Source organism: Nitrobacter sp. (assembly GCF_047149785.1).
GTDB lineage: Bacteria > Pseudomonadota > Alphaproteobacteria > Rhizobiales > Xanthobacteraceae > Nitrobacter.
The window spans coordinates 917,123-930,805 of record NZ_BAAGBE010000001.1 but is presented as its reverse complement, the minus strand read 5'-3'; the positions used below and the strand labels follow the sequence as shown (position 1 = coordinate 930,805).

14 protein-coding genes and 3 pseudogenes are annotated in these 13,683 nt (G+C 57.8%); 7 read left to right on the top strand and 10 right to left on the bottom strand.

The window, feature by feature from the left end:
• Window positions 1-19: 19 nt before the first annotated feature.
• The 6 genes from ACMDCM_RS04345 to ACMDCM_RS04320 all read left to right on the top strand — a co-directional run bounded on the left by ACMDCM_RS04345 (window position 20) and on the right by ACMDCM_RS04320 (window position 3,844).
• On the top strand, window positions 20-247 hold the full coding sequence (locus ACMDCM_RS04345; protein ID WP_412772418.1) for an MbtH family protein: 228 nt from the start codon (window positions 20-22) through the stop codon (window positions 245-247).
• Window positions 244-993: a thioesterase II family protein gene (locus tag ACMDCM_RS04340; protein ID WP_412772417.1), complete on the top strand. Its 750-nt coding sequence runs from the start codon at window positions 244-246 to the stop codon at window positions 991-993. Before ACMDCM_RS04345 ends, ACMDCM_RS04340 begins: the two co-directional genes overlap by 4 nt.
• Complete coding sequence (locus ACMDCM_RS04335) at window positions 990-1,691, top strand: 4'-phosphopantetheinyl transferase family protein (RefSeq protein ID WP_412772416.1); 702 nt, start codon at window positions 990-992, stop codon at window positions 1,689-1,691. The genes ACMDCM_RS04340 and ACMDCM_RS04335 overlap by 4 nt, the downstream gene beginning before the upstream one ends.
• A 39-nt stretch (window positions 1,692-1,730) precedes the next feature.
• Window positions 1,731-2,510 (top strand): ABC transporter ATP-binding protein, encoded by a 780-nt coding sequence (locus ACMDCM_RS04330; RefSeq protein WP_412772415.1) that lies wholly within the window; start codon window positions 1,731-1,733, stop codon window positions 2,508-2,510.
• 259 nt (window positions 2,511-2,769) lie between these two features.
• The gene (locus ACMDCM_RS04325) at window positions 2,770-3,009 is read left to right on the top strand and encodes a winged helix-turn-helix domain-containing protein (RefSeq protein WP_412772414.1); all 240 of its coding nucleotides are present in this window, start codon (window positions 2,770-2,772) and stop codon (window positions 3,007-3,009) included.
• 490 nt (window positions 3,010-3,499) lie between these two features.
• Window positions 3,500-3,844: a hypothetical protein gene (locus ACMDCM_RS04320; protein ID WP_412772413.1), complete on the top strand. Its 345-nt coding sequence runs from the start codon at window positions 3,500-3,502 to the stop codon at window positions 3,842-3,844.
• A 387-nt stretch (window positions 3,845-4,231) separates the two neighbouring features.
• Here ACMDCM_RS04320 and ACMDCM_RS04315 read toward each other — a convergent pair whose 3' ends face one another.
• From ACMDCM_RS04315 to ACMDCM_RS04270, 10 genes and pseudogenes are all read right to left on the bottom strand, one after another.
• The gene (locus tag ACMDCM_RS04315) at window positions 4,232-4,456 is read right to left on the bottom strand and encodes a DUF2274 domain-containing protein (RefSeq protein WP_412772412.1); all 225 of its coding nucleotides are present in this window, start codon (window positions 4,454-4,456) and stop codon (window positions 4,232-4,234) included.
• Complete coding sequence (locus tag ACMDCM_RS04310; protein WP_412772411.1) at window positions 4,453-4,767, bottom strand: TrbI/VirB10 family protein; 315 nt, start codon at window positions 4,765-4,767, stop codon at window positions 4,453-4,455. Before ACMDCM_RS04310 ends, ACMDCM_RS04315 begins: the two co-directional genes overlap by 4 nt.
• A pseudogene (locus ACMDCM_RS04305) lies at window positions 4,724-6,673 on the bottom strand (ParB/RepB/Spo0J family partition protein). Before ACMDCM_RS04305 ends, ACMDCM_RS04310 begins: the two are co-directional and overlap by 44 nt.
• Window positions 6,622-6,894, bottom strand: coding sequence for a hypothetical protein (locus ACMDCM_RS04300; RefSeq protein ID WP_412772410.1), 273 nt, complete (start codon window positions 6,892-6,894; stop codon window positions 6,622-6,624). The pseudogene ACMDCM_RS04305 and the gene ACMDCM_RS04300 overlap by 52 nt, the downstream one beginning before the upstream one ends.
• Window positions 6,891-7,751, bottom strand: coding sequence for a nucleotidyl transferase AbiEii/AbiGii toxin family protein (locus ACMDCM_RS04295; RefSeq protein ID WP_412772409.1), 861 nt, complete (start codon window positions 7,749-7,751; stop codon window positions 6,891-6,893). The genes ACMDCM_RS04300 and ACMDCM_RS04295 overlap by 4 nt, the downstream gene beginning before the upstream one ends.
• A 13-nt stretch (window positions 7,752-7,764) precedes the next feature.
• The gene (locus ACMDCM_RS04290; RefSeq protein WP_412772408.1) at window positions 7,765-8,385 is read right to left on the bottom strand and encodes a type IV toxin-antitoxin system AbiEi family antitoxin domain-containing protein; all 621 of its coding nucleotides are present in this window, start codon (window positions 8,383-8,385) and stop codon (window positions 7,765-7,767) included.
• A 239-nt stretch (window positions 8,386-8,624) separates the two neighbouring features.
• Window positions 8,625-9,083 (bottom strand): annotated as a pseudogene (locus ACMDCM_RS04285) (tyrosine-type recombinase/integrase); the annotation flags it as partial.
• Window positions 9,084-9,086: 3 nt separating this feature from the next.
• Entirely contained in the window at window positions 9,087-9,860 is a 774-nt protein-coding gene (locus ACMDCM_RS04280) for a lipase family protein (RefSeq protein ID WP_412772407.1), read from the bottom strand.
• Window positions 9,857-10,999: a hypothetical protein gene (locus tag ACMDCM_RS04275; protein WP_412772406.1), complete on the bottom strand. Its 1,143-nt coding sequence runs from the start codon at window positions 10,997-10,999 to the stop codon at window positions 9,857-9,859. Before ACMDCM_RS04275 ends, ACMDCM_RS04280 begins: the two co-directional genes overlap by 4 nt.
• A 250-nt stretch (window positions 11,000-11,249) precedes the next feature.
• On the bottom strand, window positions 11,250-12,548 hold the full coding sequence (locus ACMDCM_RS04270) for a hypothetical protein (RefSeq protein ID WP_412772405.1): 1,299 nt from the start codon (window positions 12,546-12,548) through the stop codon (window positions 11,250-11,252).
• 450 nt (window positions 12,549-12,998) lie between these two features.
• On the opposite strand from ACMDCM_RS04270, the pseudogene ACMDCM_RS04265 reads away from it, so the two are divergent.
• Window positions 12,999-13,622 (top strand): annotated as a pseudogene (locus ACMDCM_RS04265) (transposase); the annotation flags it as partial.
• Between the last annotated feature and the right edge of the window lie 61 nt (window positions 13,623-13,683).

The window sequence follows — 13,683 nt, the reverse complement described above, 5'->3', positions numbered from 1 at the left end:
ACCAGTAGTGGAGACGACCATGACGTTCGACCGTGAAGACCTTACCTTTAACGTCGTCATGAATGACGAGGAGCAATATTCGATTTGGCCAGACTACAAGGAAATGCCGCTCGGATGGCGAAAAGCCGGCTTTACCGGCTTCAAAAAGGAGTGCCTCGAATACATCGAGAAGGTCTGGACCGACATGCGGCCGAAGAGTTTGCGCGACAGCATGGCAGCTGCCGCGGAGCAACAGTCAAAAGGATGACAGATTCTTTGGCATTGTTCTGTTTCGCTTGCGCCGGTGCAAGCGCGGCGCCGTTCCAGCGATGGCGCCGGCAGGCTCCTCCATGGCTTCGGATCGTCCCGGTAGAACGCCCCGGACGAGGCATCCGTCTAGGGGAACCGCATGTCCGAACCTTCGAAGAGATTATCCGTCTGCTCACACGGGAGATCAGTCGCGATCTTCCGCAAAATTATGCTCTGTTCGGCCACAGCCTTGGAGCGCTTCTCGCGTTCGGCTGCGCTCAGGAAATCCGCCGTCGCGGACTGCATCCGCCGAAAGCACTAGCGGTCGCCGGAAGTGCGGCCCCATCACGCCGCGACGACAGCCGACTGACCTCGCTTTCCACAGATCAAGACTTCATCAACGAGCTCAGACGGCAATGCGGAACGCCTGAAGAGATCTACGCAAGCCCGGAATTGCTCCGACTGATACTTGACGCGACCGCGGCCGACTTTGCGGTCTGCGCCAGCTTTCAATATAGACCCATGGCTCCGCTTTCCATCCCGGTCTTCATTTTTGGTGGACGTCGCGACGAAATCAAAGAGCAAGCCCTGGAAGCATGGCGTGTCGAGACGACAGCGGACACCGCGTGTGATCTGTTCGAGGGCGGCCACTTCTTTCTGCGTGAACACGAAGCGGAATTTCTCACGATGCTAACAAGCCGTCTGAAGTCCACGCTTGAAAACCCGCTATCGGAGCGCGAGAGCTCGTTGGAGCGCCGCATTTGATCAGCACGACGTGCCAAGTACTTCGCGGTCTTGCCTGCGCCGTGCAAGGCATCGACATATGGCTCATTCCGGTCACCGACGATGAACAAATATTCCAGTCAAACTGGTCGCTTCTCTCGCTTGAGGAGCGAGAGCGGGCAGTCAGGTTTCACAAAGACGCCGATCGCCGGAGGTTTGTCATTACGCGCGGTACGCTACGTACAAAATTGGGGCAGACACTTCCCGACGCTCCCGAGAGTCTGGCCATTGCGTATGATCAGAATCACAAGCCCTTCTTACCGAACCACACGGAACTTCGGTTCAATGTCTCACATGCCGGTGATTTTGCGATGATTGGCCTTTCGCGAGTCGGAGACGTTGGCGTCGATATCGAGGTTCATCACGACAATATTGACGAACGCGAAATCGCGCGCATGTACTTCAACGATGCGGAGCGGCAGGTCCTTGAATCTTTGCAAAGCGTCCGTCGCACCGCCGCTTTTTATACCATGTGGACGTACAAGGAAGCGGTGGCCAAGGCGATCGGTACCGGCATTGCGCGCCTCAGTCCCCGCGTGCCGGAATCCATTCTGGCCGACCTGTCCTGCGGCCTTGAGCTTCGGTGCCGCGCGATTTTGGTGAGCGACGTCTGCGCAGCACCGGTCGTAATGCCTCGCGGTTATTTTGGCACGGTGGCGCTTCGGCGCCCCTCTGTATAGAATAATCCATGTTTCTCGAGACACGACGGCACACACCTAATGCTTGATGCTTCAACGACCGGAAACGCGATTTCCATCAACAACGTCGGCTGTGCCTATCAGCTAGGAGAACGGATCGTTCGTGGTTGTACCGCGTCCTTCGCAAGGCGCCGGATCGCGGCCGTGCTGGGCCCGAACGGCAGAGGCAAGACGACGTTGCTAAAGCTGTTGATCGGGGTCATGAAGCCGTTAGAAGGAGACATCACCAGCCAGGGCGAAATAGCGTTCGTCCCCCAGATGTTCGATACGGCCTTTAACTACACCGCCGTCGAGATGGTCATGATGGGGCGCGCCAAGCGGCTCGGCCTGTTCTCCCAGCCGTCGCGAAACGATCTGGATCTCGCATTGGCCATGATGGATCGGTTCGGCATCGCCAGTCTGGCAAATCATCCCTTTGATTCTCTCTCCGGCGGACAGCGCCCGCTTGTCATTTTTGCTCGCGCGCTGGTGGCTGAAGCCGATATTGTCATCCTCGACGAACCCACCTCCGCGTTCGATCTTCAGAACCAGACCGTGGTCCTGCGCTGGATGTGCCGGCTCGCGGAAACAGAAGGCTTGACCGTGATTTTCACGACCCATCATCCCCACCATGCGCTCTGGGTCGCAGACGACGCCTTGCTGATGATGAGCCATAGCGAGCACGAAATGGGGGCCGCCGAGACGACGCTGACCGAGCCGAATCTCACCAGGCTCTACGGCACCGCCATGAAACGGATCGTCTTCGAGCATGACGGGCGCAAGATCGAGACCCTGACGTCGGTATTCGAACCAGCGTCCTGAGCCCACCGCCTCGCCACTACTTCGCGCGCTGCGCGAACGAAAGGATTTGCAACCGTCAAAGCGAGATATCACTTGACGAAAGCCGCGTTTCGCGGCGTGTTGCGCCAACTCTCCTTCCCAATCACCGGCGATGTCGAAAACCAGTCTCAGCATCAGAGTTGACCTTCCGAACGGCAAGCGGATCGGCCCCGGCAAAATCGCACTCCTTGAAGCGATCCGCGAAACCGGATCGATATCCGCCGGCGCCCGGAAAATCGGGATGTCTTATCGCCGCGCCTGGCTTCTGGTCGATGAAGTCAATCATGCTCTTACCCAGCCGGCCGTTGCAACCAGTGCTGGCGGCAACGCGCGAGGCGGCGCAAAGCTCACGGCGCATGGTGCAAAGATCGTCGACCTCTACCGGTCAATCGAGCAATCGGCCTCTGCGAGCACGAAACGCGATTTCAAGCAGCTCGAGAAGCTCGCGCGCAAGGGAACAAGATCAAACGCGCTGCCGTAATTGAATAGCTACCGCCGTGAAGGACAAGCGCGATCGGTTCGGGATGGCCGATGATAGGCAGCATACGGTCGGCGCGCAGAATGCCGCGAGAGGCGGGGCACACAATCGCACAGTAGCGGTGGCGCTTCGACGTGAACGACATAAGCGGCGGGCCTCTCTTCGAGCCAATCCAGACCAAAGAAGAACGCATTCAGCCTCCGATCTTCTCCGCAAGATCGATGTATTCGTCAGCCAAGCATTGGCGGATGGTCATCGCGAGATGGCTACGTTCTACAACCAAACGACAATATCCCGACCCTCCGCTTCTCGTCGGATTTGAAGATTCTTATGAATTCGATCTTTTACGGGGCCTTTTCTCTTTACAGAGAAGAGTTGGCTGGGGAGAGACTGAAGCTCACGGAACTAACTCGGTAGCTTAAGAAAAGGTCGAACGAAGAAATACGAGCGTGGCTGTCGGAACGTCAGTCATACGCCAATCTCGAGACAATCCATGGCTCTCTGGCTGGCTGCGACGCAGTGCATGATCGCTGGAATGGGCGCAAAGGAGCTTTTTCTATCTGTTTCGCATTATGATGGCGCCGCTGATCTTGGTCTGCGTCTTCACCAAAGGATATTTGTCATACGTAGCACTTTGGCGGTTCTGACGAGGCTCGTCGATAAGCTCAATGAAATTCTAGGCCCAGCTCTTCGTTATCTATCGATATTTTCCTACCAAGGGCTGGCAATCCACTTGGAAGAAGGTCGCATTTCCGAAACCGAGAGGGACCGTCTTCCATTAGAAGTAGCCCGTATTTCCAAGCGTTCCGGTGATAAATGGCTTTCCGAGCGCGAATAGATCGAGGATTGTCGAGAGGTTACCGAGTACAAACAGCCTAAACTCATATTTCTCTCACTTGAAGTCACCGCAGAAAACATCGGACACCTTGAAAAGGTGAGTTGCGAAGAGGTCATCAAAAACCTCACTCACGTCCAAGAACGGGTATATCATGCGTTGCCAAGTAAACCCGATCTTTGCGACGGGAGCGCAAATGGCTCATGCAATATTTCTCAGCACAATCACTGCCTGTACCGCGATCATTGATGATCTGACAGGTCGTCAATTCGCGGTCCACACTCTCATGTCGCAAGCCTTCTTTAGCACCAGCAATTGACCGGTTCTAAGCAACAGCCTTGAATCGTTCAATGAGGCAAGGAGTTGTGCCCCTTTGTCTCCAATAACCTGCTAGACCATCTCGCGCTTCGCCTTCCGGAACACTTTATCTGCTGCCATGAAGCGCTGGAGCATGGGCGCGACCAGCTTGACCGGATCGGGCGACGCGCCCTCGCCGGCGGTTCGAGCCAGGATTTCGGCATAAGCCATGAGATCGCGGTGGACGGCCGCCAGCAGCTCGACGGTGATCTTGACCGGCTTGTCATCGGGGAGCGCCGAGAGTCTCAGCTTGGTCATGACGATTCCTTGGCGCCATAGGGTTTCATCACCAGGTCCCGATTGACGATCACGCGGACGGGGAAGCCCGGCCTGATGGTGAGCGTCGGCTGGATGTTGAGCTGGCGGCGGATGAGCTGGCGGCCGACATCGGACGCCGTGTCCTGGCTGCTCCGGCGGATCGCGCGGGCGAGTGGGCCGGGCATTGATCCGTCGATATCGTCCCCAATATCCTGCAGCAGCTTCGGTCCCTTAGCCAGTCGATGGCCCAACGCTTCGAGAAACTTGTCATATCGCTCCCCGCCTTTGGCACGAGCAGCGGCCTGGGCCATTTCCGGCAAGGACGCGATCGACGTCAGCCAAGCGCGGATGAAGATGGCGAAGGCTTCGTTCGCGATGACCTACGTCACGCTCCAGCCCTGCGCGCCGTGCGGTGCGCATCAGCGACGGGAGCCATCCGGTTCCGGCCAGAAGCTACTCGGCGGCTTCTGCCATCGGCTGCTTCTTCATGCTGGCGATGCGATCCGCCGCCTCGTCGCTGACGGCTTCCCGGACGGCGTCGAGGATGAGCGCCTTCGTCACGCGGCCGAGATAGGTCCGCACCTTGGCGTCCAATGTGCGGTCATGTCGAGCGCGACCGCGCTCGACAGCTTGTCCGCCGCTTCAAGCGCGCGAGGCTTGCGCTCCCAAGGCCGCTTCACCGCGTTGACGGTCTGCCCGGCGCAATGCGCGAACAGCGCCATGACGCTCACCTGATCCAGCCCGACGATGAAGCCCCACAGGTCCGCCAACATCGCGCGGCATGTCGCCCGCCCATCCGGCATGACGATCCGCCAGCGCCTTTGCCGCCGCCGTATCCTTGATGCCGTCCGCATGTCCGCCAAGGGGCGAACCGATGGGGCGGATGTCGAGGCAATGGGCATCAACGCCGCGATAGTAAGGTCTGCGCGGCAAGCGCATGGGTGACGGCGATCAACGCCATGTCCGGCTGCTCGCCAAGCGCAAGGCGCAGGCCAAGGGTGCGCTGCGCGGTCAGGTCGCGGACGAGAAGATCCCACAGCGGCGTGCCGTCTTCCTCCGTATCCTCGTCCTCGCTGCCGGGCGCGGATGCACCATCCCCGCCTTCGCCATCCTCGATGATCTCGCCATCACCGTTGACGCACACGCCGTCGATGACGGTTTCGCCATCGCTGGCCTCCTCTGCTTCGGACTTCTCGTCCTCGGGCCGAATGAAACCGCGCTCGATGCGGGCTTCTCCGTCCGGGGACAGAACGATAAACACGCCACTGCGCGCGATGTCGTCGGGATCGTAAGCGTGGCGCAAGGCGTCGATGCGCTCGATCTCGGATTCAAGCTCCCCGAAATGCTGGTCCACATCGTCGGGAAGTTCCTCAGCATCCTCATACTCCGATGACAAGCGATCATATTCCTCCTGCGCGGCGGCGCAGGCGTTTCCGTCTTCTTCCGAAAGCTCCACCGGACGCGGATAGTGCGGCGCAGGCCATGCGCGTGGGGACAATCGATATGAACCGAAACCCACTTCCAGCCTTCCGCCTCCTGAATGTTCGCGGCGATCCATTCCAGCTTGCCGATGACAAGCCGGTCCAGCAATGCGGCGTTCTCGTAGAAGCCACCACGATCCTCCATGAACAGGTCACGGATGATCGTGCCGCCGTTCTCAACATAATCCTCCGCGCCGATGAAGATCGCGCGGCGATCCGTTGCCGGAATATGCGTTCGCATGAGGTCGCGACGAATGAAGGACGGATCGCGATTATAGGACAGGTTGTCGTAAACCTGTTCCTGCCGCACATGGTCCTCGGTGATGGCGAAGGCCATCAACTGGTCGAGCGTCAACCCGCCGTCACGATAGACCTGCATCAGCTTGGGGCTGACCGCGCCAAGCCGAAGCCGCTGCTTCACCACATGCGCGGTGACACCGAAGCGCGCCGCGATTTCTTCCGCTCCCCATCCGCGCGTTTCCGCAAGCTCGCGGAACGCCTCGAACTGGTCGGCGGGGTGCATGGCCGTGCGCGTGACGTTCTCGTCAAGGCTGATCTCAAACGGGTCGTTCGCCGTGTCGATGACGCAGCGAATGGCTTCCGTCTTCTTGATCTCCTTGCGCTTCGCGCGCAGCAACTGCGCCAACCTGCGGCCTTCCCCGATGGTGACGAAATAGCAGCCGGTCAGCTGGCCGCCCTCGTCACGCTCCGGCTCCACCACGAGGTTTTGCAGGATGCCTTTGGCCGCGATGCTGGCCGCACCCGCATGAACTCGCCCGCATAAGGATTCTCGGGATAGGGCATGGTGCGATCGGAGGCCTCACGCTCCAGCCATTGGCGGCGCAAGGTGAGCATATAAGCGCGGATGACATCGGTGTGGGCGTCGAGGTCGCCGCGCAACTCGCTGTCGAAGGTTTCGACGTCCCAGACGTCAATGATGGCGACGCCCTCGGTCATGCCTCATTCTCATTTCTTGCTACGATCCGCGCGCATGACGGGCCGACCAACTCCCAAACCCCTTCGATGATCGATTCCAGCGAAACAGCGTCGAGTTCGAGCGACGCGGCGTAAGCACGCCATTGCCGTTGTTTCCCTTCGTCGCCATACATCTCGACCGAGAGACTTGGTGGGCGTTCTTTCGGGATCGGCGTCCGCCGGCGCTCGAACGTCGTGCTGATGGCCGCATCCAGATCGTCAGTGGAAATGTCGATCGCGCGCGGGATCGCCCACAGGTCGTAATAGTCCTTCATGCGTCCGTTGAGGACGCCAAGCGCCACCATCGCCTGGAATTTCTCGGCGATCACCGTGGCGGGCGGATAGGAACGAACCTGCGGGGCAGGAAAATCCAGCAGGGCCGGATAGTCGAGCCGCCGTGTCGCATCGGTCATGGCGTCTCCGAAGCCAATGTCGATTGTGACGGGGATGCGCGTTCTTTCGAGGTAGGCTGCGGTCTTGAGGCGAACGCCGCCGTATTCCATCTCTTCTCGAATAACCGTCGCAGCGAGCGCGTCGATATCGAAGGCGAGGCCATCATCGTCGCTCTCGATCGCCATGATCTCCCCGAAGTCGGCGATCAGACGGTCAGGATCGGCGTCCCCATGTCCGAGAAAGTCCGCATCCCGCGTCACCCGATTGTCGTCGGCCACCCAGACCGTGACCAGCATACCGCCCTTCAAGACGAAGCGGTCCCGATGCGCTGAGATCGACAGGCGGTAGAGCAGCCGTTCGAGCGCGAACCGCACCAGCAGGATATCGAATACGCGACCTTCCTTGCGGGCGATATTGAGCAGCCGGTCCTTGACCGACTTTGCCATGTTCGTTGGTGCTTTAGCCATTAGAGGTGAGCGCCTCTAGATAGGGTTGCATCACCTTCCAGGCGCCGCCGGACTTCGCGGCCTGGGCGATTGCGCTCGGAGTTACCTTGCGTTGCTGGAGGGCGGCGCGCAGACCTTCTACAGCGACCGATCGGTCGACCAGTTTGGGGTTTCGGAATAGATCGGCAAGGGTCTTCGGAATTGAATAGACCGGGACGTCGATGCCAGCGATCGCATGATGCTCGATGCCCTGGCGCAGATAGGACTCGGTGAAACGGACCATGCGCAGCGGCGGATAGGATTGGACGGGCGCCCAATCGCTCGTCCCTATTGCCATCCAAACGCGCCGTGGCATCTGGTCGGTCAGTCCATGGAAGGCGAGAGCCGATACCAGAGCGACCACGCCTTTGGGGACGCGCATGGCAGCTTCGGCGAGGATCTGGTTCTCGTCGACTTCCGCGCCACGCTTCTGATAAACCCCGCGCGAGATACGCGCGACTTCACCGCTCTCGACAGCGCGCGCGATCGTTTGCGCGCTGATGCCGGCCTCACGCAGTTCATGCGCGTGCATCATGCTGCGCGCTTCGAGCAGGCTTCTGAGCTTCGCCTTTTGCGAATCTTGCGCCGAGGGCATGTTACAAATCCTCTAATCAAACGCGATCTTATCAGAGGTTTTGTCACACGTCATCCTTGCCACAGCCAGGAATAGGCGGCCAGTCTCCCGCGAAGAACGGAACGCTGAATTGAACCTGCGTTGGGCCGCTTGGGCGTCAGAAAAATATGTATTATTTTCTGACGTATGAAAACAGTCGTCGCATCAGTTCCAGATAGGATCATGAAGCGTGCCCGGGCAGCCGGGCGCGGCGGCGTCTAGACGTTATGCGCCTTCGAGCGTTTCATCCGCTCTTTCGGAATCGTCCAGACGGCGTTCTCGAAACCCACCTCATCCCACGTCGCGTCCTGAAGTTCGCTTTTGCGAACCATCGTGAGCAGAAATAGGCGCAGACCCAAGCGGATGGTGGGCAGCGTGGCGACATGCTCAATCTGCTTCAACATCACGCGAATTTCAGATGGCGAGAGTGATCGATCCCTCGGTACGAAATCCGCGATCGAGGCTGGCCCTACATCGTCGGCGAGGTTGGCAACCTTCTCACCGTGGAGAATCGCAAATCCATAGACCTGCTTTAGGACATCGCGAACGTGGATCGCAGTAGCCGGCGCACCTCGTTCGACAATCTTGCCGCAGTGTGCCCTAAGATCGCCAGGGGTAATTTCCGTGAGCAGACGGTTGCGCCAGACCGGAAGCAACTCGCGCTCAAAGATCGAGCGTCGCTATCACCTCCGATCGAAAAAAGAAACATCCGGAGAAGAATCGAAATGTGAAATGCCAAATTGACCTGCGATCCAAACCAATGTGGAGTCTGCGTGATATTTTTGCAGCAACTCGTCGTCAAGTCCGTAAGAGTGGATTCCCGCATAGTTGCCGTTTACAATTGCATCGCGCACGGACTTCGCTGCGTAATATGAAGCCAAGGCCGATTGATAATCAGGATCCGATTCATCTGGAAGACCTCCGACCAGTGGGGGCGTTGGTTTCCCAGCGAGCAGGATGGCTCGCGAGTCGGCATCCAGTCCGTCGGGGATAAAGCCCCCCGAATCGCTTGTAGCTTTGAATGGTGCAGGAGCATAGACATACGCTTCCTTCCCATATTTTGCTGCCATGAGAGCCGCAAGACCACCACCAAGCGAATGCCCGGCGAAAACGAAGTTGGAGGAGTTATTTCCTTGATCAACCTTTACAGCTTCGACAAAGGCAATCGCATCCTGCAATTGCGCGTTCTGTGGGCTGCCTAGCGCAAGAGCAACATCCGTCGTAATATCTTTGTTATCCGGCGCGTTGAAGTCGGTTCCCCGAAAGACAATAACAATTTTGCCATCGATACTCCACGCTTCGGCATATAAGCCGCTGCTCAACGAGCCACTATTTCGAACTAAGGTCGCGCCAGAAATTAGATCTGGGATATTGAACGCGACGTTTTGTGCGGTCCCGTCACCATTGCGCGAATAAACGAAATCGCTGAGTAAAGCGTACTTTGTTTCAGTTTTCATTGCATCCTCGCGAGTTCGTGTGTCAGCGGAAACGCAGACCGATCGGCAAGCCAAATGTATTTGTCGTCTTCCATAATGACGGGCGTTGGTGCCGAACCCTGCCCCTTCGGCCAAACGCCAATGAGTTGATTGTCGATATAGAACCGTTGGCCGACGGAGGTTGGTGGCTGATTTAGGTCTGGGTGAAAGTAGGTCGCGTACATATCGCGAAAGCAGTATGCAAAGCCGTGATCCGCGCCGTCTTTGGTGTCGACATGCACGTCGATCATATGATCGGTTAGCAGGCGGTCGGAGGCCCACGGATATCCCGTACTCACTCGATATGGAATTCTCAATCCACGCCCCGATGCCACCGCGAGCTTATTTGTGACAATATGGCCGAGGCCTGATGCTCGGTTCACACCGACTCCCTCGTAGAAGCTTGGAAGTGCCCCCGGCATTTCGCGATCCCAATTGGGATCTAACCTCCGATACCCCGTAAAGATTTGCGGATATTGCTTCTCAAGCTCTTCTTGAATTGAACGAGCGCCGAGCCAGAAGTGAGGTTTGCCAACAGGCCAGGCGGCCTGAATCCTGCTTCGCGCCGACTCCGGAATGGGAACGCGGAGATACGCACGACAGGCCAATGGTGAAAATACCAAACGGTGAAGACTGCGACGGTCACTTCTAGGAAAAAACTCTCCGCCTTGGAAGAAATTGTGTCCCTTGGAATATTCATCGTGCCGCGTCGCGAGCGGCACGATGTTCTTCTTCCACTCCGTCAACTTCCAACTGTCGTAATCAACTTTAGTCGCCGGCGCAAAAGTTGCTCGGTTAAATTTGAGCTTTGCGATCGGTTGGTCATAAGCCTGCTCGTTAAGATAAGCGACCATGAATTCAAGATTACCTGCATCAGGCGCCCAGAATACAACCGGAAGAAAATCATCCGGCATTGGATGCTCCGCCAGATCTCGCCCACAGATGTTTGGCGTCTGAACCAGAATACCTTCTCCGGTTTCTGTCCGCTCGCCGAAGATGTAAGGCGCCCAGATATAACGGGCACTTCTACCTTCTCCGAGAATTTGCCGCGTCTGCACACCGCAACTGATGACGATACTTATCGTAAGAGGAGTTCCTATATAGGACAGGTCGACCGTCATCTTGATGAACCGAGTAAACTCGGGTTCAGACGCGCTCGGTGAGCAGCCCGTCGTAACCAAGCCGGTTAGCAACAGGATTATCATGCGGAGAAAACGTCTTGCTTCTGCATACATCCCGACGGCTATCTCTCGATTTCAAATCTGCTTCTAAAGACAGATTGCCTCAGGACTTTGAGTGTAATGGGCGCGGGCACATTGGAATACAGTTTCTCTGCGAGTGCTGCAGCCGTTTGAAGTTCAGTGAGGGCCATTAGACGTCTCCTCTCGTTGACTGCAGCGATATTCCAAACTTGATGAAGACGAACTCATCGCGCTCTACAATAAGCCGAGGACCTGGATCTAGCCCCAGCCGTGGCGAATGGACGACCAATGATTGATCGACGTAGTTCATTTGGGGTATTTTGAAGTAAGCGACCCCCGGGGCGGTCCATGGATCGGGATATGTGACCCCCGTCGGGAATTTTTCTGGATACGGATAGCAATAAGCAAAGCCGCGCGTTATCCCGCCGCGAAAATCGATGCTGGCGCCGACCCGTGGTCCCTTGCGGAGAAGCTCCTCGGCACGCGCTACGGGATCCGTCGGCCAAGGACGGGCGACCCAGCCGCCGATATCCGGGTAATACGAGGGGACCGGCGGCCGCTCAGCGTGTCCCTTCCAGGGCACGGGGTGGCGTCGCGCCAGACCGTGGTTGGCGATCTCAACATTTAGCCCCCACATGTACCCATAACGCGGGCGGGGCACCGCATCCGGATGGTCTGAGAGCATCGGTCGATTGTAAACAAGAGCGTCCGCCGCATCTCGCTCTGTATCCGTTTGTGGCACCCAATAGCGTGGGCGATCTGCCGACCACAGAGCATGCACTCGCTCTCGATCCGCTGCGACAAATCGATATCGCGCGTATCCGCTGCACCCTCCTGCCATCGGAATTCGGGCGGCAGGCAAACCATGCTTTTTCAGAGCGGCCACGCCGCGCGGCGTATGATACTGCGATCGCGTAATCGCATTTGGCTGCTCGCGCCGGAATTGTTCAAAAGCAGCGGCATCGGCTTTCTCAACCGTGGCGCCGCCGAACTTGAGATCGGACAGCGGCCCCTCGTAAGCGTCATCGGAAAGGTAGGCCGTGCCGAAGGCGAAAGTGTCTGCGCTCTCAAAAACGACGACGACAGGAAGCAGGTCAGGAGCTATGCCTCCGTTCTCCGTGGTCTGACCCGAGCAGGCATCGGGCGGCCGGACGACCAACCCTTTGCCGTCACTCATCCGCCGACCGAAAACCGAGGGGATGAGGCCGACCTCAACAGTACGGCCGCCATCCCTGTAGTTCGTTTGCCGTGTATTGCAGCCGACGATTATATCAAAATCTTGCGGCTCTCCCTTGTAGGTGAGCTTCACCTTTAGACGATAATAGGTGCCGGTATCTCGCTCTACCGACTTCGTGAAATCCCAGTTGCCGACAAGCGCCTGACGAATGGGCAGAGAGGTCGCAACAGCGACCAGTGCTGTTAGCAAAACGCCGACGGCCACGAGAAGAAGTCGCGCCCCAACCTTCATGACGCATTCCAGCTATCAAACGCCGGAATGAAATCGCAGAGAGGATCGGTTGCACGCGACAGTGGCACGAAGAGCGGAGGCACCGAGAGCTTGAAATGGCTCGACGCTCGGTTATCCGTTGTTGGGTTGAGTGCGAAGGCCCCCACCTTCGCATCGGGAATGCAACAAATTATTTGAAATTGTGGATATACTTGCAGCTCGCCGCCCGGCAAAACCGCACCGATGCACGGTACCGCGCAGTCATAATGATAGTTAAGCCTGTAGTCGGCCCCAACCACGAAACACAGCCCCCTGAGTTTCCGGCACAACTGCTCGTTTGTTTTTACTCAATGCCCCGACACAACTGTAATTCGCGAACGCGGAATGTGTCTTTATCCAAACTACCAAAGGAATGGCTCGCTGCACCCATCCATTTCCCAGCATTGAACCGGACCAATCGTCGGATGCTCGGCGTCTGTGGTGATCAAGGCGGCGAACGAGTTCAAGGACAAGACCACCGCCATCAACCAGCTCTGGCAGACCGACTTCACCTACCTCAAGATCACTGGCTGGGGCTGGTACTATCTCTCGACGGTGCTTGACGACTTCTCGCGCTACATCGTGGCCTGGAGGCTCGGCCCCACCATGTGCGCTTCCGACGTCACTGCGACGCTCGACCAGGCGTTGGCCGCATCAGGCCTGGACCACGTCCATATAAAGCAGCGGCCGCGGCTGCTCAGCGACAATGGCGCGTCTTATGTTGCAGGCGATCTGGCAGACTGGCTCGGAGACAAGGGCATGCGGCACGTGCGAGGAGCACCGTATCACCCGCAAACCCAGTGCAAGATCGAGCGCTGGCACCAGACCCTGAACCGCATTCTGCTCGACAACTATTATCTGCCCGGCGATCTCGAACGCCAGATCGCCGCCTTCGTCGAGCACTACAATCACGCCCGCTATCATGAGAGCATCAAAAACCTCACGCCGGCCGACGTCTACTTTGGCCGAGCGGAGACGATCCTCGCAGAACGTCAACGCATCAAGCTTGCCATTATCGCGAACCGCCGCTTGCAGCATCAACTGCAGGCCGCTTAAACTCTAACCCCAGATCAGCCAGAGCCTCTCTTCGCGAGCCACCTAATCAGTCTCAAATTAT